The 22613-nt window shown below is 64.6% G+C and carries 23 protein-coding genes and 1 pseudogene; 9 read left to right on the top strand and 15 right to left on the bottom strand.

What is annotated here, in order from left to right:
- Window positions 1-255: 255 nt before the first annotated feature.
- Complete coding sequence (sucC, locus tag SPHV1_RS03370) at window positions 256-1455, bottom strand: ADP-forming succinate--CoA ligase subunit beta (RefSeq protein ID WP_054944669.1); 1200 nt, start codon at window positions 1453-1455, stop codon at window positions 256-258.
- 174 nt (window positions 1456-1629) lie between these two features.
- On the opposite strand from sucC, the gene SPHV1_RS03365 reads away from it, so the two are divergent.
- Window positions 1630-2424 carry a 3'(2'),5'-bisphosphate nucleotidase CysQ gene (locus tag SPHV1_RS03365; protein ID WP_054944668.1) on the top strand — a complete coding sequence of 265 codons (795 nt, stop codon included), beginning with the start codon at window positions 1630-1632 and terminating at the stop codon, window positions 2422-2424.
- 17 nt (window positions 2425-2441) lie between these two features.
- On the top strand, window positions 2442-2621 hold the full coding sequence (locus SPHV1_RS03360; protein WP_054944667.1) for a hypothetical protein: 180 nt from the start codon (window positions 2442-2444) through the stop codon (window positions 2619-2621).
- Between the two features lie 6 nt (window positions 2622-2627).
- On the opposite strand, the gene SPHV1_RS03355 is transcribed toward SPHV1_RS03360, so the two are convergent.
- The 4 genes from SPHV1_RS03355 to SPHV1_RS03340 all read right to left on the bottom strand — a co-directional run bounded on the left by SPHV1_RS03355 (window position 2628) and on the right by SPHV1_RS03340 (window position 5676).
- Window positions 2628-3053, bottom strand: coding sequence for a 23S rRNA (pseudouridine(1915)-N(3))-methyltransferase RlmH (locus SPHV1_RS03355; RefSeq protein ID WP_054944674.1), 426 nt, complete (start codon window positions 3051-3053; stop codon window positions 2628-2630).
- Between the two features lie 123 nt (window positions 3054-3176).
- On the bottom strand, window positions 3177-3575 hold the full coding sequence (gene rsfS / locus SPHV1_RS03350) for an RsfS/YbeB/iojap family protein (RefSeq protein WP_369799491.1): 399 nt from the start codon (window positions 3573-3575) through the stop codon (window positions 3177-3179).
- 113 nt (window positions 3576-3688) lie between these two features.
- On the bottom strand, window positions 3689-4423 hold the full coding sequence (locus SPHV1_RS03345; RefSeq protein WP_369817861.1) for a nicotinate-nucleotide adenylyltransferase: 735 nt from the start codon (window positions 4421-4423) through the stop codon (window positions 3689-3691).
- Window positions 4387-5676, bottom strand: coding sequence for a glutamate-5-semialdehyde dehydrogenase (locus SPHV1_RS03340; protein ID WP_054944666.1), 1290 nt, complete (start codon window positions 5674-5676; stop codon window positions 4387-4389). The genes SPHV1_RS03345 and SPHV1_RS03340 overlap by 37 nt, the downstream gene beginning before the upstream one ends.
- A 294-nt stretch (window positions 5677-5970) precedes the next feature.
- On the opposite strand from SPHV1_RS03340, the gene SPHV1_RS03335 reads away from it, so the two are divergent.
- Together SPHV1_RS03335 and SPHV1_RS03330 are read left to right on the top strand one after the other, a co-directional pair.
- Window positions 5971-7107 (top strand): peptidoglycan DD-metalloendopeptidase family protein, encoded by a 1137-nt coding sequence (locus SPHV1_RS03335; protein WP_054944665.1) that lies wholly within the window; start codon window positions 5971-5973, stop codon window positions 7105-7107.
- Between the two features lies 1 nt (window position 7108).
- Window positions 7109-7519, top strand: a complete 411-nt coding sequence (locus tag SPHV1_RS03330; protein ID WP_054944664.1) for a polymer-forming cytoskeletal protein — start codon at window positions 7109-7111, stop codon at window positions 7517-7519.
- 53 nt (window positions 7520-7572) lie between these two features.
- On the opposite strand, the gene SPHV1_RS03325 is transcribed toward SPHV1_RS03330, so the two are convergent.
- From SPHV1_RS03325 to SPHV1_RS03310, 4 genes are all read right to left on the bottom strand, one after another.
- Window positions 7573-9258, bottom strand: coding sequence for a long-chain fatty acid--CoA ligase (locus SPHV1_RS03325; protein WP_054944663.1), 1686 nt, complete (start codon window positions 9256-9258; stop codon window positions 7573-7575).
- A gap of 127 nt (window positions 9259-9385) precedes the next feature.
- Complete coding sequence (locus SPHV1_RS03320; protein ID WP_054944662.1) at window positions 9386-10087, bottom strand: DUF1013 domain-containing protein; 702 nt, start codon at window positions 10085-10087, stop codon at window positions 9386-9388.
- A 203-nt stretch (window positions 10088-10290) separates the two neighbouring features.
- A complete protein-coding gene (locus SPHV1_RS03315) occupies window positions 10291-10908 on the bottom strand; it encodes a glutathione S-transferase family protein (protein WP_079729957.1) in 618 nt (205 codons plus the stop codon).
- A 57-nt stretch (window positions 10909-10965) separates the two neighbouring features.
- Window positions 10966-11943 (bottom strand): NAD(P)H-quinone oxidoreductase, encoded by a 978-nt coding sequence (locus SPHV1_RS03310; protein WP_369817860.1) that lies wholly within the window; start codon window positions 11941-11943, stop codon window positions 10966-10968.
- Here SPHV1_RS03310 and SPHV1_RS26100 point away from each other — a divergent pair.
- From SPHV1_RS26100 to SPHV1_RS03290, 5 genes and pseudogenes are all read left to right on the top strand, one after another.
- A pseudogene (locus SPHV1_RS26100) lies at window positions 11915-11977 on the top strand (hypothetical protein); the annotation flags it as partial. The gene SPHV1_RS03310 and the pseudogene SPHV1_RS26100 sit on opposite strands and share 29 nt — an antisense overlap.
- A gap of 77 nt (window positions 11978-12054) precedes the next feature.
- Window positions 12055-12273, top strand: coding sequence for a DUF1192 domain-containing protein (locus SPHV1_RS03305; protein ID WP_054944660.1), 219 nt, complete (start codon window positions 12055-12057; stop codon window positions 12271-12273).
- 125 nt (window positions 12274-12398) lie between these two features.
- Entirely contained in the window at window positions 12399-14771 is a 2373-nt protein-coding gene (gene clpA / locus SPHV1_RS03300) for an ATP-dependent Clp protease ATP-binding subunit ClpA (protein WP_054944659.1), read from the top strand.
- 181 nt (window positions 14772-14952) lie between these two features.
- Complete coding sequence (locus tag SPHV1_RS03295; RefSeq protein WP_054944658.1) at window positions 14953-15372, top strand: group II truncated hemoglobin; 420 nt, start codon at window positions 14953-14955, stop codon at window positions 15370-15372.
- Window positions 15373-15457: 85 nt separating this feature from the next.
- Window positions 15458-16105 carry a YoaK family protein gene (locus tag SPHV1_RS03290; protein ID WP_054944657.1) on the top strand — a complete coding sequence of 216 codons (648 nt, stop codon included), beginning with the start codon at window positions 15458-15460 and terminating at the stop codon, window positions 16103-16105.
- Here the strand turns inward: SPHV1_RS03290 and SPHV1_RS03285 are convergent.
- From SPHV1_RS03285 to SPHV1_RS03260, 6 genes are all read right to left on the bottom strand, one after another.
- Window positions 16089-16370: a DUF167 domain-containing protein gene (locus SPHV1_RS03285; RefSeq protein WP_054944656.1), complete on the bottom strand. Its 282-nt coding sequence runs from the start codon at window positions 16368-16370 to the stop codon at window positions 16089-16091. The genes SPHV1_RS03290 and SPHV1_RS03285 overlap by 17 nt on opposite strands.
- A complete protein-coding gene (locus tag SPHV1_RS03280) occupies window positions 16370-16933 on the bottom strand; it encodes a gamma carbonic anhydrase family protein (RefSeq protein WP_054944655.1) in 564 nt (187 codons plus the stop codon). Before SPHV1_RS03280 ends, SPHV1_RS03285 begins: the two co-directional genes overlap by 1 nt.
- Window positions 16930-19143 (bottom strand): spermidine synthase, encoded by a 2214-nt coding sequence (locus SPHV1_RS03275; RefSeq protein ID WP_054944654.1) that lies wholly within the window; start codon window positions 19141-19143, stop codon window positions 16930-16932. The genes SPHV1_RS03280 and SPHV1_RS03275 overlap by 4 nt, the downstream gene beginning before the upstream one ends.
- A gap of 10 nt (window positions 19144-19153) precedes the next feature.
- A complete protein-coding gene (locus SPHV1_RS03270; protein ID WP_054944653.1) occupies window positions 19154-19729 on the bottom strand; it encodes a GNAT family N-acetyltransferase in 576 nt (191 codons plus the stop codon).
- A complete protein-coding gene (hemB, locus tag SPHV1_RS03265) occupies window positions 19722-20717 on the bottom strand; it encodes a porphobilinogen synthase (RefSeq protein WP_054944652.1) in 996 nt (331 codons plus the stop codon). The genes SPHV1_RS03270 and hemB overlap by 8 nt, the downstream gene beginning before the upstream one ends.
- Window positions 20718-20789: 72 nt before the next feature.
- A complete protein-coding gene (locus SPHV1_RS03260) occupies window positions 20790-22436 on the bottom strand; it encodes a M23 family metallopeptidase (protein ID WP_231634485.1) in 1647 nt (548 codons plus the stop codon).
- Window positions 22437-22613 lie beyond the last annotated feature (177 nt).

Below are 22613 nucleotides of genomic sequence, written 5' to 3'. Positions count from 1 at the left end.
ACCGGGACGATGATTTTCATGCGATTCGGTCCTCTCTAAGGTCGGGACGGCAAATTTAACCGCGCAATTAAACTATACCGGGCTCGCTATTGCGCCCCCCGCACCTCGCGTCAAGCCCCTCGAAACGACAGATGCTCGAGAGTCCATGCATGCGATGCCGTTCGCAACGCGCCGGAACCCTACATGCAGAAACGGCGGGGGTCGCGAAACCCCCGCCGTTCCTTGATCCGTCGTGCGATAATTCGCTTGGAATTATCAGGCGGCGCTCTTCACTTCCGCGACGATCTTCTTGGCAGCATCGCCAAGGTCGTTGGCGGGGACGATCGGCAGGCCCGAATTGGCCAGGATGTCCTTGCCCTGCTGGACATTGGTGCCTTCGAGGCGGACGACGAGCGGAACCGAGAGGTTCACTTCCTTCGCCGCGGCAATGATGCCCTCGGCAATGACGTCGCACTTCATGATGCCGCCGAAGATGTTCACGAGGATGCCCTTCACGTTGGGGTCCTTGAGAATGATCTTGAAGGCCGCAGTCACCTTCTCGGTGGTGGCGCCGCCGCCCACGTCGAGGAAGTTGGCCGGGAACGAGCCATTGAGCTTGATGATGTCCATGGTCGCCATGGCAAGGCCGGCGCCGTTGACCATGCAGCCGATGTCGCCATCGAGCTTGATGTAGGCAAGGTCGTACTTCGAGGCTTCGATTTCCGCCGGGTCTTCCTCGGTCTCGTCACGCAGGGCGAAGACGTCGGGGTGACGGTAGAGAGCGTTCGAGTCGAAGCTCATCTTGGTGTCGAGAACCAGCAGCTGGCCGTCCTTGGTTTCGACCAGGGGGTTGATCTCGAGCATGTCGCAGTCGAGCGCCATGAACGCCTCGTAGATCTGCTTGGCGATCTTCTGGGCCTGCTTGTTGAGATCACCGCTCAGCTTGAGCGCATAGGCGACCGCGCGGCCGTGGTGCGGCTGGAAGCCTTCGGCAGGGTCGATGGTGACGGTGGTGATCTTTTCGGGGGTCGAGTGCGCGACTTCCTCGATGTCCATGCCGCCTTCGGTCGAGGCGATCATCGCGACGCGGCCCGAGGCGCGGTCGACGAGCATCGAGAAGTAGTATTCCTTGGCGATGTCGACGCCATCGGTCACGTAGAGGCGGTTGACCTGCTTGCCGGCTTCACCGGTCTGCACGGTGACAAGGGTGTTGCCGAGCATTTCCTTGGCGAAGGCTTCGACTTCCTCGATCGACTTGGCAAGGCGCACGCCGCCCTTCGCGTCGGGACCGAGTTCCTTGAACTTGCCCTTGCCGCGGCCACCGGCGTGGATCTGGGCCTTCACGACATAAAGCGGTCCGGGCAGCTGCTTGGCGGCGGCAACCGCTTCTTCAACCGTGAGAGCGGCGATGCCGGCGGGAATGCCCACGCCATACTTCGCAAGCAGTTCCTTCGCCTGATATTCGTGAATGTTCATAAGAAGAATCGCTTTCTGCTGGAGTGTCCTAGGGAAGGCGCGGGGAGCCCCGTATTTTGCCGGGCCGCATAAGCACATCCCTGCGCGCTTGAAAAGTCCCGAACCCTGCGCAATTTCATAGGTGGGACGCAACACACTCGGGAAACATGATTCCCGTCAACCGATTGCTTGAAGATGATTGACCGCGGCAAACTCGAATCCATCGTGCGGGAGGCAGGACGCCTCGCCCTGGCCGGCTGGCCGGGTGACGGGCATGCGCTCAGGCACTGGGAAAAGACGCCGGGAAGCCCGGTCTGCGACGCCGATCTGGCAGTCGATGCCTTTCTCAAGAAGGAGTTATCCGCCCTGCTGCCGTCCGCCGGTTGGCTGTCCGAGGAAACCGCGGATGCGCCCGATCGCCTGCGCGAACAGCTGGTATGGCTGGTCGATCCGATCGACGGAACGCGCGATTTCATCGCCGGACGGACCGGCTGGGCCGTCTCGGTCGCTCTCGTCAACACCCGCCGCCCACTCTTCGGTTATCTTTACGCCCCTGCCCGCCGCCGGGAGGATGGCGGCGAATTCTGGCAGGCCGAGGCGGGCAAGGGCAGCTGGCGCAACGGCACGCGACTCGCCGCAAGCGTCCGCGATTCCCTTCCCGGCGCGCGGGTTCCGGCCAAGAAACTGGCCTCCGAGGATGCCGATCTGACGCTCGTGGAACAGCCCAACTCGATTGCCTTGCGCATGGCGATGGTTGCCGCTGACGAGGCCGACCTGCTCGCCTCGCTGCGCTGGGGCTTCGAATGGGACATTGCCGCAGCCGGACTGATCGCCCGCGAAGCAGGCGCGACGGTCACCGACGCCTTCGGCAAGGCGCTCAATTACAACAAGCACGATCCGCGCGCCTTCGGCGTGCTCGTCACCTCGTCGGCGATTCACGCCGATGCCGTGACCCGACTCGCCGATCGCGCCCGCCGATTCTCGGCCTGAGGCACAAAAATCGGCCCATGTTCGCTATCGGTTGCCTGCTGCCCGTCCTGCTTTTCGTCGCAGGCGCCGTTGTGGGGGCCATGCTGGGAGGCAATACCGGCTCGATCTGGGGCGCGGGGCTCGGGTTCGCCGTCGGGCTGATCGTTCCCGTGATAGTGCTTCTCTTCGCCCGCAAGGGGCGCGAACGCGGCGGCTGATCGCCCTCACCCCGACCGGTGATAGGGATGCCCGGCGAGAATCGCGGTCGCCCGCCAGAGCTGTTCGGCCAGCATTGCCCGGGCCATGAGATGCGGCCAGGTCATCTTTCCGAAGCACAGCAGGTGATCCGCCCGGGACCTGGCCTCGTCACCATGGCCGTCGGCAGCGCCGATCAGGAACCGGCATTCGCGCACGCCTTCGTCACGCCACCGGCCGAGCAGCGCGGCGAATTCCTCGGACGACATTGCCTTGCCCCGCTCGTCGAGCAGGACCTCGCGCACGGGAGTCTGCACCGGGGGCGGGACCTTGCCGCCGATGTCGGGCAATTCGCTGTGCTTGAAAGGCCAGGTGATCCGCTTGGCATAGCGATCGAGCAGCTCGGCTTCCGGCGAGCGGGCGATCTTGCCGCGAGCGATGATATGCAAAAGCATGGCGTTGGCGCGCACTGTCCCACGGGACGCTGGCGCGTCTCAAGTTCCTTTCGCGAGCCCGGCCGGTGTTCTCCCGGACCGGGTCTATCCTCTCAGGCCGTCGTCAATGGACCGATTCGACCCTCAGGCTGCGCCCGAGGGACCATCGAAGCCCCACATCCGTTCGAGGTTGTAGAAGCTGCGCACTTCCGGACGGAAGAGATGGACGATCACGCCACCCGCATCGACGAGTACCCAGTCGGCTGCCGGCAGGCCCTCTACGCGAGGATTGCCGAAGCCGCCCTGTTTCAGACGTTCGCCGAGTTTCTGGGCCATTGCGGCCACCTGCCTCGTCGACCGGCCGGAAGCGATCACCATGTAATCGGCGATGCTCGACTTGCCTTCGAGATCGATCGTAACAAGGTCCTGCGCCTGGTCGTCATCCAGGGACTGCAGGACCAAGGCCAATTGCGGGTCGTCGCTGTCGACCATGGCCGGGGGCGTTGCGCCGGTTGTAGCCGGCTGTATCTGTGCCTGTGGCATCTAGTTCGGTACTGCTCCTTTCAATGACCGTCCCGGCGCGATGGCAAACATCCCGCCGCAGACAATCAGGTTTTCGAGGGGATGGATTCGCAGCAGAGAAGGGCAAGGCCCAGTCACGCTGCATCTCCGGGAATCGGGCGGTGCGTGACACCGTCCCGAAAGCGACCGTTGCGCGAAAGGCCGTTCGACGGCTTCCGGGCCCAGTCCGGATCAGCCCGGCGTATCGCCGTTGCCGACCGCGTATCGGGGTCGAATCGCAATGTCACCAGCGCAGGCGCGCTCCACCTTTCCGGACCTCTGAGACTGGATCGGGGCCTCCGGAACTTCCCCAGCCAGGCCATCGCGGGGCTCGCGAAGGCAGGCCCATCATACCCCGGACGGGCAATTACCGCAATCGGCATGAGTCGGGCCAGCTCGCGCCAGTCCTTCCAGCGGTGCAGCTGGGCGAGATTGTCAGCCCCCATAAGCCAGACGAAGCGGCGTTTCGGATAGCGCTGAAGCAGCTTCCGAAGCGTGTCGACGGTGTAGCGCGTGCCCAGTTCGCGCTCGATCGCGGTTACGCGGATCCGCGCTCGCAGCGCCTGGCGCCGGGCCGATGCTACCCGCGCTGCCAGCGGCGCCATCCCCGCCCTGGGTTTGAGCGGGTTGCCCGGAGAGACCAGCCACCAGACTTCGTCCAGCCCCAGCGCCTCCATGGCGAACAGGCTGATCCGCCGATGACCGCCGTGCGCCGGGTTGAAACTGCCGCCCAGCAGGCCGGTAACCGGCCCGGACCGCCCGCTGCCGCCCGCCTTGCTCGGGACTGTCCCGGTCAGGGCCGGGCCTGTCCGGTTCCGCGCACCTGCCACTTGTAGGTGGTCAGCCCTTCGAGCGCGACCGGGCCGCGCGCATGGAGACGGCCCGTGGCAATGCCGATCTCGGCGCCAAGACCGAACTCGCCGCCATCGGCGAACTGGCTCGACGCATTGACCATGACGATGGCGCTGTCGGCTTCCGCGAGGAAGCGCTCGGCCGCCGCTTCATCGGCAGTGATGATCGCGTCGGTGTGATGCGAGGAATGCATCGCGATGTGATCGAGCGCGGCATCGAGACCGTCAACGACCGCAACCGAGAGCACCGCGTCGAGATATTCGGTGTCCCAGTCTTCCTCGGTCGCCGGCAGAATCCGCGGATCGAGCGCGCGGGCGCGAGCGTCGCCGCGCAGTTCGCACCCGGCATCGAGCAATGACGTCACGACGTCGCGCGATCCGGGGAACTGGGTATCGAGCAGCAAGGTTTCCATCGCCCCGCAAATCCCGGTCCGCCGCATCTTGGCGTTCAGCGCGACGCTGCGGGCCATTTCCGGATCGGCGGCGGCATGCACATATGTGTGGCAGATGCCATCGAGATGGGCGAGCACCGGCACGCGGGCGTCGGCCTGGACCCGCGCGACAAGGCTCTTGCCGCCGCGCGGCACGATCATGTCGATCAGGCCGGCTGCGGTCAGCATCGCGCCGACGACGGCACGGTCCTGCGTCGGCACGAGCTGGATCGCCGCCGCGGGAATGCCGACGCTCTCCAGCCCCTTGGCCATCGCGGATTGAATCGCGCGGTTGGAATGCAGCGCCTCGCTACCGCCACGCAGCAGCACGGCATTGCCGGAGCGCAGGCACAGGGCCGCGGCGTCGGCCGTCACGTTGGGGCGGCTTTCATAGATGATTCCGATCAGGCCGATCGGGATGCGTACGCGGCTGAGCTGCAAGCCGTTGGGCCGCTCGGTCTTCTCGATCACCTGCCCGACGGGATCGGGCAAGGCAGCGACCTGGTCCACGGCATCGGCGATACCTGCAAGGCGCGCCGGATCGAGCCGCAAGCGATCGAGCATCGCACCGGTCAGGCCCTTGGCTTCACCGGCTGCGATGTCGAGCGCATTGGCTTCCAGAATTGGCGCTTCCGATTCCCGCAGGGCTGCAGCCGCAGCGCGCAGCGCCTCGGCCTTCTGGGCATCGCTGAGCCGGGCAAGAACGCGCTGGGCGGCGCGACCCTCGCGAGCAATGCGCGCGACAAGCACTTCGGGCGTTTCGGCATCGGTCGTGCCGGCGATTGTGGTCTCTACGGTCATGGGCGCGAACTAGCACCGAAGCGGCCGCGTGTCACCGATCCCGCGTAGTAACCAAATTGGTGCAACATGGCTTAATGGTTAACCGTATGTGGAAACAGAGAAACCATTCTTGACAAGAACCGCGCAATTCCGGGCAAAGGCCCAAAGGCGGGTTCCATCAGGTCATCGCAACGAGGGCTCGACTCACCCCGAATCTGCAGCCCTTTAAGGTCAGTGGATTCGCATTTTGGGCCCCTCCCTGCTAGTTGCCGCGGCCGGGACTGGGAAAACAATAGTTTAACGAGCGGGGTCGTTTTGAACTTCACATCAGCCGGGGCGTGGCTTTCACGCCTTAGGGCCAAATTTCCGGATCGCGAGTTTATCATGCGGTCAGACGGACAGGTCCGTTTCATCCGCATTTCCTCTGCCATGCAGCTCAGCGCTGTGGGCGGCGCAGTGTTGCTGGCAACGGCCTGGTGCGGCTCGATGGGCGCGGTGGCGTTCGAACGCTGGTCCGCGACGAGCGAGCAGGCCGAACTGCTCGACCGCGAAGCCAAGGTCGCCACGGCCGAAAGCCGAGTCGCCAAGTACCGCGACGGCATCGATGAAGTGACCTCCGATCTTGCGCGCCGCCAGAAGTTCATCGAACAGATGGTGGAAGCCCACATCGGCGACCTGCCCGATGACAAGGCCGAAGGCGAAACCGTTTCCGACAGCAGGCAGGAAACCGCGAAGACCGTCTCCAAGGTCAGCGCCGTCCTGCCCGAGGCTTCGGAACTGGCTCATATCGAAGCCGAGCAGCTCGCCTTCGTCGAACGCCTGACCAGTTATGCCGACCGCCGCGCCGAATCGGCATCGAAGGCCATCCGCAAACTCGGCCTCAATCCCAACACGATCATCGCTGGCTCGCGCCGCGCCGAAGGTGGTCCGCTGCTGCGCCTCGCCACCGGCAAGGACGGTTCGCTGGATCCGCGGTTCAAGCGCCTGGGTGTCAGCCTTGCCCGCATGGACGCTCTGGAAAACGGCCTTGCCTCCATCCCGCAGGTGAAGCCGGCCAAGGTCGCATACGTTTCCTCCAGCTACGGCTATCGCTCCGACCCGTTCACCGGCGGAGCGGCCTTCCACGCCGGCCTCGACTTCCCCGGCCCGAAGGGATCGCCGATCTACGCCGCAGCCAAGGGCAAGATCACCTTCGTCGGTGGCCGTCAGGGTTACGGCAACTGCATCGAGATCAGCCATGGCAATGGCCTGATGACCCGTTACGGCCACCTTTCGGCCTTCAAGGCCAAGGTCGGCCAGAAGGTCGATGCCGGGACGGTCATCGCTGCCATGGGCAGCACCGGTCGCTCGACCGGTTCGCACCTTCACTTCGAAGTCCGTGTCAACGGCCGGCCGGTGAACCCGCGCCCGTTCCTCGAGGCTGCCACCAATGTTCAGCAAGAAGCCCGCTAATATGGCCAAGTCGAATGCGAGCCCGCGTCCGTCCAACGGTTCGACGTTCTCGATGCTGGGCGCCGACACCAACATCGTCGGCAATATCGAGGCTTCGGCGGACCTGCACATCGACGGACGGATCGAAGGCGACATCACCTGCAACGCTCTGGTCCAGGGCGAAGCGAGCGAGATCGTCGGCGCCGTAAAGGCGGAAACGGTCCGCATCGCCGGCACCGTTCGCGGCACCATCGCCGCGCGCGAGGTCGTCATTCTCAGGACCGCGAAGATCGACGGCGACGTGGCCTACGATGCCCTGACCATCGAACAGGGCGCCCGCCTCGACGGCCGTCTGAGCCCGAGCGGCGGCCACATGCCGCCAGCTTTCGGCAACGCAGACGAAGCGCAGGTCGCCCTCGAAGCGGCCGAATAAGAACGCAATTGCAGGAATCAGGGCAGGCCGCTCCCGCTGGAGCGCCTGCCTTTTTATTTGCCCAGCACTTCGGCCCGCAGCGCCTTGCGGTCGAGTTTGCCGACCATCGTCTTGGGCAGCGAATCGCGCAGCACCACCTTGTCGACGCGCTCATGCTTGCCGACCCGCTCGTTGAGCCAAGCGGCAATCTCTTCAGCGCTCGTCGCCTCACCCGTTTCGGCAACGACGTAAGCGCGTGGGACCTCTCCGTGATATTCGTCGGGCACGCCCAGCACCATCGCCTCGCGCACTGCGGGGTTAGCGAGGAGCACTTCCTCGACCTGGCTGGGAAAGACCTTGAATCCGCCGACGGCGATCATGTCCTTGCTGCGGTCGATGAGGTGGACGTAGCCGTCCTCGTCGATCGTCGCGATGTCGCCGGTGCGCAACCAGCGCTTGCCATCCAGTTCGACGAAGACCTTGGCCCCGGCCTCGGGCCGGTTCCAGTACCCGACCATGACCTGCGGCCCGTTGATCGCCAGTTCACCCGGCTCTCCCGATGCCGCCTCGCGCGTGGGATCGTCCTTGTCGAGCAGGCACAGGTCCGTGCCGGGCATGGGGTGGCCGATGGTTCCCGGCCGCTCCGGCCCGTCGAAAGGATTGGTCGCGACGACCCCGGCGGCCTCGGTCAGCCCATAGCCTTCGACAAGGGTCGCGCCGCTCGCCTTCTCGAAGCGCGCCTTGACCGGCCCCGGCAAAGGCGCGCCGCCGGAAATGCAGGTGAACAGGCTGGAGAAATCGGTGCGAGCCATGTCGGGATGATCGAGCAGCGCCTGGTACATGGTCGGCACACCGGGCATCGCGGTCGCCCTCACCCGTTGCAGCGTGGCCAGGCATTGCCCCGCATCGAAGCGCGGCAGCATGGCGATGGTCCCGCCATCGTAGACCGTGCGATTGAGTACCGTCGCATTGGCAAAGACATGAAAGAAGGGAAGGACACCCACGATCACGTCGCGCGCATGGGCATGGGGATCGATTTCCTCGATCTGCCGGGCGTTGACCGTGAGATTCTGGTGGGTGAGCATCGCGCCCTTGGGCGTTCCGGTCGTACCCCCGGTATATTGCAGCATCGCCAGGTCGGTCATCGGGTCAATCTCGACCGGCGCGGGTTCGCCATCGTGCAGCAGGTCGTTGAATTCGAACACGCAGTCTTCGCGCGGGATTGCAGCGATGTCCTTGCGGCGGAACAGACGCAGGCCCAGGCCCTTCCAGAACGGCAGCATGCTGGAAAGACGGGCGACCACCAGCCACTCAAGCGCGGATTCCCGGTGCACCTTGCACGCCGTCGGCAGGAGAGCCGGAACGTCCAGCGTCACCAGCAGGCGCGCGCCCGAGTCGGCGACTTGCGCCTCCAGTTCCGTGGCCGTGTAGAGCGGCGAGAAGTTGACGACGGTGACGCCCGCCATGAACGCGCCGAAGTAGGCCGAGAGATAACAGGGCACATTGGGCAGGAACAGACCGATCCGGTCACCCTTGCCGAGACCGAGAGACTGCAACCCGCGGGCGAAGCGGCGCGCCTCTTCGTCGATCTGCCGATAGGTGAACGCGCGCCCGAGAAAGTCGGCTAGGACACGTTGGCCATAGGCGGCCACACTGCCGGCAAACATCTGCGGCATCGCAAGCGGAGCGAAGTCCTGCTGCCAGTTGCACGGGTGCGCGTAACGTTCCCGCCAGACTTTGGGGCCGATCCTCTCGTTCATGAGAGCAGTGTGAAGCGTCACCGGTCCTGCGACAAGGGCGATGCAGCCTATGCAAACGAATGCAGCGGGGACGACCGGTCAGTCATCCCCGCTGCTCTTGTTCTCATCCCCTGGGGGAGAAGAAAGCTTATTCGCCGCTTTCCGCTTCGGCTGCGCGCTTGGCTTCGAGCCATGCGGCGGCTTCGGCTTCCTGCGCGGCTTCGCTGGCAGCCTTGACGGCAGCCTCGCGCTCGGCGCGCAGTTCCTCGATCAGGGCCTCGCGGTCGTCGACCAGACGCTCGTCACTGACGACTTCGTCCTCGATGCCGGCCTTCTTGGCGGCCTTGGCTACAATCGCGTCAAGCTCTCGCTGCGAGCACAGGCCGAGGGTAACCGGGTCCTTCGGCGTGATGTTGGCGATGTTCCAGTGCGAACGGTCGCGGATCGCGGCGATGGTGTTGCGCGTCGTGCCGATCAGCTTGCCGATCTGCGCGTCCGACACCTCGGGATGATTGCGCAGGATCCAGGCGATACCGTCCGGCTTGTCCTGGCGCTTCGAAACCGGGGTGTACCGCGGTCCCTTGGTGCGGCTGACGGTGACCGGCACCTTGTGCATCTTGAGCTTGTACTCGGGGTTCTTCTGACCCTTTTCGATCTCGTCCATGGTCAGCTCACCAGCGCGAACGGGATCGCGCCCGGTGTACTTGCTGGAGGCAAGATCATCGGCCATCGCCTGCACTTCAAGCATGTGCAGGCCGCAGAATTCGGCGATCTGCTCGAAAGTAAGGGCAGTATTGTCGACCAGCCAGGAGGCGGTCGCATGCGGCATGAGCGGTGTCGGCTGGCTCATTGTTCTGGATCTCCGACGAACTTTGGCAAGTAGCGCAAATAATAAGGGCCGCCCCTTCGCGGAGCGGCCGTTCCGGACCCGATTTAGGTGAAAGTTCCGGATTCGGCAAGCACGATGCCCGAGAATCGCGCATTCTCGGCTCAAGGCCTGCAAGCGAGGTCGGCAAGGCGGTCCGATCAAGCCGGCGTCGGCCTTGTCAGAAGTCAATCCATCCGAACGTAACCGGGAAGCCCAGAGATGCGTTCGAGCCAACGGCAGATTGCCGGATAATCGTGCAGGCGAAAGCCGCCTGCCTCGCAGACGTGGGTATAGGCATAGAGCGAAACGTCGGCGAGACTCGCGCTGCTGCCGACAAACCAGTCGTGCACGCCGAGGTGCTGTTCCATCACCGAAAGCGCCGCCTCTCCCCCTGCCCGCTTCGCCATGATCTGGTCGCGCTGCATGGGTGTGAGATTGGCCTCGCCGACGAAGCAGAGCCAGAATCGCAGGGTCGCGATATTGGGTTCGTGATTGTACTGCTCGAAGAACATCCAGCGCAGCATGTCGGCCCGTTCGAACCGGTCCACTGGCACAAGGCTTGAACCCTCGGCGAGATACCAGCAGGCCGCATTGCTTTCCGGCAGGAACCTGTCGCCGATCTGGAGAACCGGAATCCGGCCGTTGGCATTGACGTTTGCCAGAAACTCCGGCGTGCGCGTTTCGCCGTTCATGATGTCGTAGAGGCGCCGCTCCAGCGGCACGCCGAGCATGGCCGCAGTAAGGCGGATCTTGTAGCAATTGCCGCTGCGCGGATCCTCGTGAAGGATCAGATTACCGCTCAATCCCGCCTCCTTCCTGTCTACGAGAAGCGGCGCTGCCCGCTGCGCGATGTCATGACGTCACGCAGCGAGGACGATCTTCCCGATATGGTCTCCCGATTCCATGTGGGCATGTGCCTTGGCAGCTTGGGCCAGCGGAAACTGCCTGTCCATGATCGGGCGCAAGGACCCGTCAGCCACCAGCGACCAGACATTCGACAGGATTTCCTGTGCCAGCAGCTCCTTGAACGTGTCGGACCGCGGCCGCAGCGTCGAACCGGTCAGCGTGTAGCGATTGCGCATGACGATGCCCATGTTGATCTCGGCCTTGACCCCACCCTGCACCGCAATGGTCACGTGCCGCCCATCCGGGGCAAGGCACTTGAGATTGCGGGCGACGTAATCGCCGGCAACCATGTCGAGCACGAGGTTCACACCCTTGCCATCGGTAATCCGGGCAACTTCGGCGACGAAATCGGACGCCTTGTAGTCGATTGCGTGATCGGCGCCGATCTTCAGCGCCTGTGCGCACTTTTCCGCCGAGCCACAGGTCACGATGACGGTCAGGCCGAATAGCTTGCCGAGCATTGTCGCCATCGTCCCGATGCCGCTGGTCCCGCCATGGACGAGCAGGGTTTCCCCCTCGCAGGCGTATCCGCGCTCGAACACGTTGTGCCAGACGGTGAACAGAGTCTCGGGCAAGGCCGCAGCCTGGTCGAGCGGCAGGCTGGCCGGCACGGGCAGGCAGTGTCCGGCGCGGGCGATGCAGAATTCGGCATAGCCGCCGCCGGAAACGAGTGCACAGACGCGGTCTCCCTCGCCGATTTCGACGACGCCTTCCCCGACAGCGACGATCGTGCCGGAAATCTCCAGGCCCGGAATCGGCGAGGCGCCCGGCGGCGGAGGATAGTGTCCCTGTCGCTGTACGACGTCAGGTCGGTTTACTCCGGAAAAGGCAACCTGGATGAGCACTTCTCCGGGGCCTGGAACGGGTACGGAAAGCTCTTGCGGCTGCAGGACCTCGGGGCCTCCCGGCTCGAGAAATCCCATGGCGGCCATGGTCTTGGGCAGTTTAACTGACATGGCTGACTAGTTGGCACAGTCACTGGCCACAAGGAAACCACTTTGATGCATTGACATGGAGAAATTCCCGTCCGATGCTGCAGTGCAATGGACGATGATGATCGACCGCGGCGGCGGTCGTCCGAGGACAACCTCGGCGCAGCCAGCCTCCTCGCCAGCGAAAGCCTGGATCGCTATTCGCTGGACGAACTCGATGCACGTGTCGCCCTTCTTCAGGAAGAGATCGACCGCATAAAGGCGCACCGTCAGAAGGCTTCGGCGCACATGCAGGCGGCCGAGTCCCTGTTCAGGCCAAGGACATCGTGATGGCGGCAGGTTCCCAACGTGAACCTCGCAAGCGCCCTGAGTGTTCCTATATGGAACCTGAAACCAGTTTTCGTCCAAAAACTCCCCTGCAAGGAGAGTCCCACTTCGCAATGAAAGTGTCCTAGATGCCCAGTTTTGCGCAAAGCCTAGAAAAGACCCTGCACTCCGCGCTGTCACACGCGTCCGAGCGGAGCCACGAGTATGCGACTCTCGAGCACTTGCTGCTCGCGCTGATCGACGATCCGGACGCGGCACAGGTCATGCAGGCTTGTGGCGTGGATCTCGGCGATCTGGGCGATGTCGTGCGGCAGTATCTCGACCAGGAATATCAATCGCTGAAAACCGAGGAAAAGGGCGATCCCGCCCCGACCGCCGGGTTCCAGCGGGTGATCCAGCGCGCGATCCTGCATGTGCAATCGTCGGGCAAGGACACCGTGACGGGCGCCAACGTACTCGTCGCACTGTTCTCCGAACGAGATTCCTACGCGGTCTATTTCCTGCAGCAGCAGGACATGAGCCGTCTCGATGCGGTCAGCTACATCAGCCACGGCATCGGCAAGGGCGGCAAGCGAATCGAAGACCGCAGCCCCAAGGGATCAGAAGAGCAGACCCCGACACCGGAAGAAAAGGCCGAGACCAAGGCCGCCAACAAAAAGGACTCGGCGCTCGACCAGTTCTGCGTCAACCTCAACGAAAAAGCGCTTGCCGGTAAGGTCGACCCGCTGATCGGGCGCGGCCCGGAAGTGGATCGCACGATCCAGATCCTGTGCCGCCGTTCCAAGAACAACCCGCTCTATGTCGGCGATCCCGGCGTCGGCAAGACCGCTATCGCGGAAGGCCTGGCGCGCAAGATCGTCGAGGGTGAAGTGCCCGAAGTCCTGTCCGAAGCGGTGATCTACTCGCTCGACATGGGCTCGCTGCTCGCCGGCACCCGCTATCGCGGTGACTTCGAGGAACGCCTCAAGCAGGTCGTGGCCGAACTGGAAAAGATGCCGCACGCGATCCTGTTCATCGACGAGATCCACACGGTGATCGGTGCCGGCGCCACCAGCGGCGGCGCGATGGACGCATCGAACCTGCTCAAGCCGGCGCTTTCGGGCGGTACGATCCGCTGCATCGGCTCGACCACCTACAAGGAGTTCCGCAATCACTTCGAGAAGGATCGCGCCCTGCTGCGCCGGTTCCAGAAGATCGACGTGAACGAGCCGACCGTCGAGGATACCATCAAAATCCTCAAGGGCCTGCGCACGGCTTTCGAGGATCACCACGGCGTGCGCTACACGCCCGATGCGATCAAGACCGCCGTCGAGCTTTCGGCGCGCTACATCAATGACCGCAAGCTGCCCGACAAGGCGATCGACGTGATCGACGAAGTCGGTGCGATGCAGATGCTGGTGCCGCCCAGCCGCCGCAAGAAGACAATCACCGCCCGCGAGATCGAGCAGGTCATCGCGACGATGGCGCGCATCCCGCCCAAGTCGGTCAGCTCGGACGACAAGAAGGCGCTCGAGAATCTCGAACGCGACCTGAAGCGCGTGGTCTTCGGCCAGGACAAGGCGATCGAGGTCCTCTCGACCGCCATGAAGCTGAGCCGCGCCGGCCTGCGCGATCCGGACAAGCCGATCGGCTCGTTCCTGTTCTCCGGCCCGACCGGCGTCGGCAAGACCGAAGTCGCCAAGCAGCTCGCCACGATCATGGGCATTCCGATGCAGCGCTTCGACATGTCCGAGTACATGGAGCGTCACTCGGTCAGCCGCCTGATCGGCGCACCTCCGGGGTACGTCGGGTTCGACCAGGGCGGCCTGCTCACCGATGCCATCGACCAGCAGCCGCACTGCGTCCTGCTGCTCGACGAAATCGAGAAGGCGCACCCCGACCTGTTCAACATCCTCCTGCAGGTGATGGACAACGGGAAGCTGACCGACCACCACGGCAAGACCGTCGATTTCCGCAACGTCGTCCTCATCATGACGACCAATGCGGGCGCTTCGGACATGGCGAAACAGGGCATCGGCTTCGGCGACACCTCGAAGGCTGACGCCGGCGAGGAAGCCGTGAAGCAGATGTTCAGCCCCGAGTTCCGCAACCGTCTCGATGCCATCGTGCCCTTTGCCTATCTGGCCAAGGAAACGATCAGCCGGGTCGTGGACAAGTTCATCCTCCAGCTCGAACTGCAGCTGGCCGACCAGAACGTCCACATCCAGTTCGACTCCGATGCCCGCGAATGGCTGGGCCACCGCGGTTACGACCGCCTCTACGGTGCCCGCCCGATGGCGCGGGTCATCCAGGAGCGGGTCAAGCAGCCGCTGGCCGAGGAACTGCTGTTCGGCAAGCTCGCCCATGGCGGAGAGGTCCACGTCTCGGTGAAGGAAGACGCGCTCAATTTCGAGCTGACGCCCGCCCCGCCGAAGGAAACGAAGGCCAGGAAGAAGAAGGCACCTGCCAAGAAGTCGGTCCGCAAGACCGGGCCCCAGCCGGAAGAGAACACCGACGACTGAGGCTATACGGCACGGGCGATGCAAGGGGGCGGGCGCCGAGAGGTTCCCGCCCCCTTTCGTGTGCGCCCCTCACTTCGTCCAGTTCCGGTCTGCGAGACGATCCGCCACGGTTTGACCGCGATCAAGTTCCACGTGAAACGCATCGGCTATGCGACGAGGATAGCCCCCACTTGCGGAGAAGATGTCAGTGTCGAGCCAAGCCCCCGTCATCGATGAAGCCCAAACTCCCGATACCCCTTTCTATCGCCTCGGTGGCGCGCCGGTGTTCGAAGCCATCTGCAACCGCTTCTACGACCTGATGGACGAAGACCCGCAATATGCCGAGCTGCGCGCCATGCATGCCCAGGACCTTGCGCCGATGCGCAAGGCCCTGCCCCAGTTCCTTGCCGGTTGGGCCGGCGGCCCGCGCGACTGGTTCGAGGCCGTCCCCGGACGCTGCATGATGAGCGTGCACAAACCCTTCGCCATCAACAGGGCCGTTGCCGAGCAATGGGCCGATGCAATGAACCGGGCGGTCGCCGATGTCGCACCCGAACCGGCGGACATGGCCAAGGCGATGGGCGAGGTTCTCGGCAATCTCGCGCGCGGCATGGGCCGCTGAGCCGAATCTGCGGATCGCGCCTGCGCACATCGCCTCCTTTCAGATCGCACTCGCCAGACGGACCGGCGCGCGATAGGTTGCGCAGGTGAACTCGCTAGACCCACCGCGACAGGCCCTCGCTACCGCGCTTGCCGCGCTCGCCGGCTACGTCGATGCCGTGGGGTTTCTGTCCGCTGATCGCTATTTCGTGTCGTTCATGTCCGGCAACACGACGCGCCTCGCCACCGACCTCATTGCCGAGGGACCTCATCGCGCGCTCGTCCCGGCGCTTCTGATCCTTGGGTTCGTGCTGGGCGTGGCGATGGGCAACGTGGTCGCCCACAAGGCAGGCCGATGGCGCAAGCCCGCCGTTCTCTCGCTCGTTACCGCGCTCCTCGCATTGGCCGCGCTTCTGGCACTGGCGGAATATCTCGAAGCGATGATGGCCATGCTCGTCTTCGCCATGGGCGCGCTCAACAACACGATGCAGCGCAACGAGACGCCCGTAGCGCTGACCTATCTCACCGGCGCGCTGGTGCGCATCGGTCAGGGTCTGGGCGGCCTGCTTAGCGGACGCGGAGCCAACGGCATCGCCGGCTTCCTCGCCCTGTGGCTGGCACTGGCCGGCGGCGCGGCGCTCGGCGCGACGATGTTCCTGCGGGTCGGTGCAGCCTGCCTGCCCCTCGCCGTACTCGCCGCAGCGCTGCTATCGGTTGCCGGCTGGCGAATCGCCCGCGTCAGTCGCGAATCCTGAACTGCTTTTCGCGAGAAGTTGCGCCGCGCAACAACTCCAGCCGCGACGGAGCCAGCCCGAGAGCCTCGGCAAGCAGGTCGCGCACGGCATCGTTGGCCTTGCCGTCCTGCGGTTTGGCCCGGACCTTGGCGAGCAGCTTGCCCTCAGCGATCTCCAGACCTTCGACCTTGGCGCCGGGAGTCACACGGACCGCGAGCCGACTCTCCGCATCGACCAGCGCCCGAAGCGCCTGTGCATCGGGCAGTGCCGGCCTGGGTCTTGCCATCAGCCCGCGACACCGAGCGCCTCGGCGTGGTTGCGACCGTTGATGACATAACGGGCAACGCCCTCGCGGTTGGCAACAATCGCATCTTCGGAAAGGTCGCGGATGTACTTGGCGGGACGCCCCATCCACAGCTGGCCTGCGCCGATGCGCTTGCCGGTGAGCTGCGCCCCGGCCGCGAGCATGCCATCGGTCTCGATATGGCTGCCGTCCATGACGATCGCGCCAAGGCCAACGAAGGCACTGTCTTCCAGCGTGCAGCCATGGACCATCGCCATGTGTCCGATCAGTACGTCCTCGCCGATCAGCGTCGGATAGCCTTCGGGTCGACCGGCCTTGGGACTGTCGCAATGGACGACGGTGCCGTCCTGGATGTTGGTGCGCGCACCGATGACGATGCGGTTCACATCGGCCCGGATCACGCAATTGTACCAGATGCTCACGTCTGGGCCGATCTCGACATCGCCGATGATCCGGCAACCCGGCGCGATGAAGGCGCTGGAGTGGATCTTCGGAGCCTTGCCGTGGATAGCGGCGACGGTGATGTCGTTGCGGTTTTCGATCATGGGTATCCTATCAGCCTGGACCAGCGAATGAACGGCAGGATGGAGGCGTGGTCGTCCGTCCAGGGCCTCTGTGCCGGTGCTTGCAGCCGACTCCATGGGCTATCGGGCTGCATCTTCGCAAGCTCGTTGATTGAAGAGCTGTCGCGCGAGAGAGCGATCCAGTGCGACGGCGTATAGAGGTAGAGGTTCTCCGGCCAGTCCTGGCGCACGCGCGCGGTCAGCCCTTCGCTGCGGGCCAGGGCGGCGATCACCGGCTCCAGCTCCACGTAGCGGTTCGAGATATGCATGAGCAGGACCCCGCGGCTGGTCAGCGCGCGCAGATACACTTCCATGGCTTCGCGGGTGAGCAGGTGAAGCGGGATGGCATCGGAGGAGAAGGCATCGATCACCAGCATGTCGAACCGGTGCGGCGGCACCGATTCCAGTTCAAGTCGGGCATCGCCCAGGATAACCTTGGCCTGTGGTGCGCAGTCGCGCAGATAGGTGAACTGCCCCTTGGTCGAATAGTTGAGGATGACAGGATCGATCTCGAAGAAGGTCCAGTCCTGCCCCGGTTTGGCGTAACAGGCGAGCGAACCGGTGCCGAGGCCGACCACCCCGATCCGCGCCGCATCTCCCTCCATCCGATTGGCCGATGCCAGCGCCAGGCCGACGCCGGACCTCGGACCGTAGTAGGTCAGCGGCATGCGCCGCTTGTCCGGATCGAGCGACTGCTGTCCGTGCAGCGTCGTGCCATGGCTGAGGATCCGCATACCGGAGGAGCGATAATCGCGTACGGTATAGATGCCGAAGTAACTGCGCGTGCGCTGGCCTTCGTAGCTCGACATGATCGTGACGAGACCACCCTGCCCGAGCATCGCCAGCAAAAGCACCGTCACGAAGGCCCAGCGCCAGCCCATGACCATGACGCCCGTCCCGGTGAGGAAGACCGTCAGCAGCATCGCCATCGTCGTCGTCCCGGGTTCGGTGAAAAGATCGAAGAGCTGGACCGAAAGGAACAGCGCCAGCATCAGGAGCAGCACCAGCGCAATCCGGGCCAGCCTTGGATCGAGGCCATCCATGCGGCGCCAGCGCAGGATTTCATCGAGCGGGATGAGCAGCGCCGCCCCGAGAATGAGCAAGGGATGTTCCCAGGACCAGTCGAACACCAGCGGCGCGACAAGGGCCGTAAACAGGCCGCCCAAGGCCCCGCCGGCCGAAAGGATCAGGTAGAAGCCGGTGAGATGTCCTGCATCCGGGCGCAAGTCATAGAGCCGGGCATGGAGCGCGACGGACACCACGAAGAGCAGGACGCAGCTCCCGCCCGCCAGCAGCAGTGCTCCGGACCCGTCGGCCAGCATCGCATAGCTTCCGGTAAAGAGCAGAACGACCGGCGCGACAAATGTCAGCGCGCGCGCCTGGGCGCGGCGATCGGCGAAGGCGACGGCGAAGCTGAGGAGGTAGAGACCCAGCGGAATCACCCAGAGCAGCGGGGAGGCAAAGATGTCGGTCGTCAGGTGCGTCGTCGTCGAGAGCATCAGCCCGGAGGGAATCGCGGCCAGGGCAAGCCAGTGCAGCTTGCGACGCCATGACGTCACATCGCTGGCGCGCAGCAGCGATTCGCTCGGCCTTGCCGCGTCGACGGTCCTCCGACGGGTCCATGCACAAGCTGCAACGAGCAGGACCAGCAGGCCATATCCCAGGGCCCAGACAAGGCTCTGGCCGTGCAACGCAAGCAAGGGCTCGGCGACGAGCGGATAGGCGATCAGTCCGGCGAAGCTGCCCAGATTCGATGCAGCATAGAGCGCCCAGGGTTGACCCGCGCGGGCATCGGCCGCGAACCAGCGCTGCATCAGCGGAGCCTGCGCGGCGACGAGGAAGAATACCGGGCCGACCGTCAGCAGCAGCAGCCAGGGCACCCAGATCGCTTCCCAGCCGGGCGCAGGCGAAGCCACTTGCGCCAGCCCGATCGGCAAGGTCGTGGCCGCAATGCACAGGGCAATCAGGTGGATGACGGCCTGATGCCCCAGGGGCTTTTGCGAAAGCCAGTGTGCATAGCCGTAACCGGCGAGAAGCAGGGCCTGATAGACCAGCATCGCGCTGTTCCAGACATTGGGCGCACCGCCCAGCCGCGGCAGTGCCATGCGGGCAACCATCGGCTCGACCATGAACAGCAGAAAGCTGCCGACAAGAATGGTCAGGATGAAGAGCGCGCGGTCGGACCTGCCCATCGCCTGCGTCTCAATCGTGGCGCACGCGCCACTCCCCCGCGGTGATCGACCAGGCGAGCGTATCGCAAAGCGGCGGCTCCCACCTAGTGTCGACATAGTCGAGGTCGGTGCGGCGACGCATTCCCAGCCGCTCCATCAGTCCCCAGCTTGCGGTATTTCCGCTGACCGTGATCGCCACGATCTCCTGCGCGCCGAAGCGATCGAAGCCGGCATCGAGCGAGGCGATGGCCGCTTCCTTCGCGTAGCCCCTTCCCCATGCCTCCTCGCGCAGGCGCCAGCCGATCTCGAACCCCTCGGGAAAGGTACTGTCGGGAGCATTGCCGCGCTTGAGTCCGCAAAAGCCGAGCAGCTCGCCGGACAAGTGGCCGCCATCGGCCTTGCGTTCGACCAGCCAGAAGCAGTGGCCATGCTCCTGTTCGCAGCCGATCACCGCATCATAGAGCTGTTCCAGTCGCTCTTCGGACAGCAGCCCACCCAGCCATCGCATCACCACAGGCGTGTTGGTAATCTGCGCAAACCGCGCCAGATCGGGCCTCGTCCATGAACGCAGGACGAGCCGCCCGGTCTCGAGGCGAAAGTCAGCCATTCAGCAGTCGCGCTGCGTGAGCGGCGTGATAGGTCAGCACACCCGAGCACCCGGCGCGTTTGAAGGCCATCAGCGTTTCCAGCACCAGCGCGTCGCGGTCTCCCGCGCCGACCGCGGCGCTGGCCTCGATCATCGCGTACTCGCCGGAGACCTGGTAGGCGAAGACGGGAACCTCGAAGGTCTCCTTTACCCGACGCACGATGTCGAGATAGGGCAGCCCCGGCTTGACCATGACGCTGTCTGCGCCTTCGGCCAGGTCCAGCTCAACCTCGCGCAGCGCTTCCTCGCTGTTGGCCGGGTCCATCTGGTAGGTCTTCTTCTCGCCCTTGAGCAGGCCGCGCGAACCCACGGCATCACGGAACGGACCGTAGAATGCCGAGGCGTATTTCGCGGCGTAAGACATGATCTGGACGTTGGCGTGCCCTTCGTCCTCCAGCGCGTCGCGGATCGCGCCGATGCGGCCGTCCATCATGTCCGAGGGCGCAATGATGTCTGCCCCGGCGGCCGCCTGGTTGAGCGACTGGCCGACAAGGACCTCGACCGTCTCGTCATTGAGAACATAGCCGTTCGCATCGACCAGCCCATCCTGGCCGTGGCTGGTATAGGGATCGAGCGCAACGTCGGTGAGAAGGCCGACCCGGTCGCCCAGCGCATCGCGCACGGCCCGCAGCGCGCGGCACATGAGATTGTCGGGATTGAGCGCTTCCTTGCCATCGTCGCTGCGCCGCTCGCGCTGGGTGTTGGGGAACAGGGCCAGGCACGGAATGCCAAGGTCCGCCGCTTCCCTTGCCCGCTCGACGATACCGTCCACCGACCAGCGCGACACGCCAGGCAGCGAGGCGATCGGCTCCTCCACGCCCTGCCCTTCGGTCACGAAAAGCGGCCAGATCAGGTCGGCCGGGGTCAGCACATTCTCGCGATGCATCGCACGGCTCCAGGCCGTTGCACGGGTGCGGCGAAGTCGGGTGTGGGGATAAGTTCCAGTCATCACCGGTGATTGCCGGAAAATCGCCGAAGGTTCAATCTGGGCAAAATGTCCCGTTGGACCGAAGCCGTGCGATCAGCCGACCTTCTTGGGCTCGAGCCGGTCGATTTCGCGCGTGTCCGCATCCTGCGGCGCATCGGGCTTGGCGAAACTGTCGAGCGCCGCGCCGGGTTCTACCGTCAGCAGCGCCTTCATGCGCTGCCTGAACTCGTCGCGTTCCTTCCCGTCGATCTGCGGCCGGGTAACGAGACGTATCGACAGGGGATCGACGGTCCTGCCGCCGCGATAGGCTTCGAAATGCAGGTGTGGACCCGTCGACAGCCCGGTCGAGCCGACATAGCCGATCACCTGTCCGGCCCTGACGTGGGTGCCGTTTCTCACCGCGATGCGGCTCATGTGACCATAGCCGGTACCAAGACCGCCGCCGTGGTTGATCCGCACGTAATTGCCATGGCCGCCATGGCGCCCGGCATAAGTGACGGTGCCATCGCTCACGGCATAGATCGGCGATCCATAGGACGCGCCGAAATCGACGCCGGCGTGCATGCGCGTGTAGCCGAGAATCGGGTGACGGCGCATCCCGTAGCGCGAGGTGATCCGTCCCGCGACCGGCATGCCGATCGGCGCACTGCGCGTTTCGGCAAGGCCCGAGGCCGAGAACATCTGCCCGTCTTTGCCCCAGCGCATGAGCTGGAGGCGCGGCTTTCCTTCGCGCTCGACTCCCGCATAGAGCAGTTCGCCCACCTGCCGTTCGCCCTTGGCCGATCGCTTGTAGGATAGGATCAGGTCGAATTCGTCGTTCGCCGAAATGTCGCTTTCGAGCGAGAGATACTTGTCGACCGCACGCAGGTAGCCCTGGATCGCGGCGACCGGCGCCCCGGCATTGCGCGCCGAGCGATAGAGGCTCGACCCGACGGTGCCGCGAATGCGCAAGGGGGTCGTATCGACGGCAATGGGATGGCGCACCAGGGCCAGCGCGCCGTCATGACGTGCGACCGAGAGATCGAGGTCGAAGCGGGCGCGGAAGGCCATCTCGTCCAGTGGGCGCGAGACGCCTTCGGCGGGGCGCTTGCCCAAGGTGATATCGAACTGTGTGCCTGACGCGATGTCGGACAGCGGCACCGCACCGGAAATGAGATCGGATACCTGCGAAATGTCGCTGCTGCCAACGCCCGCACGTTCCAGCATGCGGCGGAAGCTGTCGCCCTGCCCCAGCGTGGAGACCAACTGGATCATCGGCCGTTCGGGCACTTTCGCCAGCGGTCGCACCAGCGGGCTTGCCCCCATGTGACGGCCGCTGTCGGCCCCGAAGGCAAGCGGCGCGATGGTCTGGCTGCGGAATTCGTCGCGAACCCGGTCGTTGACCGGCATGGGCGTCGCCGCCTCTACAGCAGCAAAGCTTGGAGAAAGAGCAATGGCGGCCGCGCTCAAGCCGAAAAGCGTAGCGAGGCCGCGATACCAGCGCGGGCTGCCGATGTCGGTGGCAAGGTCAGGCGCCAACTCGATCTTCTCGCACCAGGCTTCGATGTCCTGCCTCCACGCCTGCAAGCGTTCGCGCAGGCCGGGACCGGCAACAAGGGTCTCACCGGAAGGAGGCGGAACTGCGACGTTGGAAATCTCGGGCAGGACCTGGGCATGCGAAAGCGAGGCAGCCGATGCCGCACCGCCTGCATAGTCCCCTTCGGCCGAATTTCCGCCGTTCTCGTCAAGCGCCTTGAACAAAGGCCCCTTCCTCATCGCAACCCACAGGCTCAGGCAGAGCCCGGCGCCCACCTCGGGCACATTCTGCAGAAACCATGCCCACTCAAGGTTAAGACCCCCCTAACTCTGTGGATTTCCGCCCCCATACAGGACGAGTCGACCCTTGTACGCGGCCAGCGGCGATGCCACATTCGGTGG

Source organism: Novosphingobium sp. KN65.2, from assembly GCF_001368935.1.
Classification (GTDB): domain Bacteria; phylum Pseudomonadota; class Alphaproteobacteria; order Sphingomonadales; family Sphingomonadaceae; genus Novosphingobium; species Novosphingobium mathurense.
The sequence above is the reverse complement of the archived record's forward strand: the minus strand, read 5'-3'. Positions and strand labels throughout refer to the sequence as shown.

Bases quoted from the DNA above. Each gene is read 5' to 3' on its own strand.
- sucC (WP_054944669.1), bottom strand. From the start codon at position 1,455: ATGAACATTCACGAATATCAGGCGAAGGAACTGCTTGCGAAGTATGGC.
- SPHV1_RS03365 (WP_054944668.1), top strand. From the start codon at position 1,630: ATGATTGACCGCGGCAAACTCGAATCCATCGTGCGGGAGGCAGGACGC.
- SPHV1_RS03360 (WP_054944667.1), top strand. From the start codon at position 2,442: ATGTTCGCTATCGGTTGCCTGCTGCCCGTCCTGCTTTTCGTCGCAGGC.
- SPHV1_RS03355 (WP_054944674.1), bottom strand. From the start codon at position 3,053: ATGCTTTTGCATATCATCGCTCGCGGCAAGATCGCCCGCTCGCCGGAA.
- rsfS (WP_369799491.1), bottom strand. From the start codon at position 3,575: ATGCCACAGGCACAGATACAGCCGGCTACAACCGGCGCAACGCCCCCG.
- SPHV1_RS03340 (WP_054944666.1), bottom strand. From the start codon at position 5,676: ATGACCGTAGAGACCACAATCGCCGGCACGACCGATGCCGAAACGCCC.
- SPHV1_RS03330 (WP_054944664.1), top strand. From the start codon at position 7,109: ATGGCCAAGTCGAATGCGAGCCCGCGTCCGTCCAACGGTTCGACGTTC.
- SPHV1_RS03325 (WP_054944663.1), bottom strand. From the start codon at position 9,258: ATGAACGAGAGGATCGGCCCCAAAGTCTGGCGGGAACGTTACGCGCAC.
- SPHV1_RS03320 (WP_054944662.1), bottom strand. From the start codon at position 10,087: ATGAGCCAGCCGACACCGCTCATGCCGCATGCGACCGCCTCCTGGCTG.
- SPHV1_RS03310 (WP_369817860.1), bottom strand. From the start codon at position 11,943: ATGGCCGCCATGGGATTTCTCGAGCCGGGAGGCCCCGAGGTCCTGCAG.
- SPHV1_RS03305 (WP_054944660.1), top strand. From the start codon at position 12,055: ATGGACGATGATGATCGACCGCGGCGGCGGTCGTCCGAGGACAACCTC.
- clpA (WP_054944659.1), top strand. From the start codon at position 12,399: ATGCCCAGTTTTGCGCAAAGCCTAGAAAAGACCCTGCACTCCGCGCTG.
- SPHV1_RS03295 (WP_054944658.1), top strand. From the start codon at position 14,953: ATGTCAGTGTCGAGCCAAGCCCCCGTCATCGATGAAGCCCAAACTCCC.
- SPHV1_RS03285 (WP_054944656.1), bottom strand. From the start codon at position 16,370: ATGGCAAGACCCAGGCCGGCACTGCCCGATGCACAGGCGCTTCGGGCG.
- SPHV1_RS03280 (WP_054944655.1), bottom strand. From the start codon at position 16,933: ATGATCGAAAACCGCAACGACATCACCGTCGCCGCTATCCACGGCAAG.
- SPHV1_RS03275 (WP_054944654.1), bottom strand. From the start codon at position 19,143: ATGGGCAGGTCCGACCGCGCGCTCTTCATCCTGACCATTCTTGTCGGC.
- SPHV1_RS03270 (WP_054944653.1), bottom strand. From the start codon at position 19,729: ATGGCTGACTTTCGCCTCGAGACCGGGCGGCTCGTCCTGCGTTCATGG.
- hemB (WP_054944652.1), bottom strand. From the start codon at position 20,717: ATGACTGGAACTTATCCCCACACCCGACTTCGCCGCACCCGTGCAACG.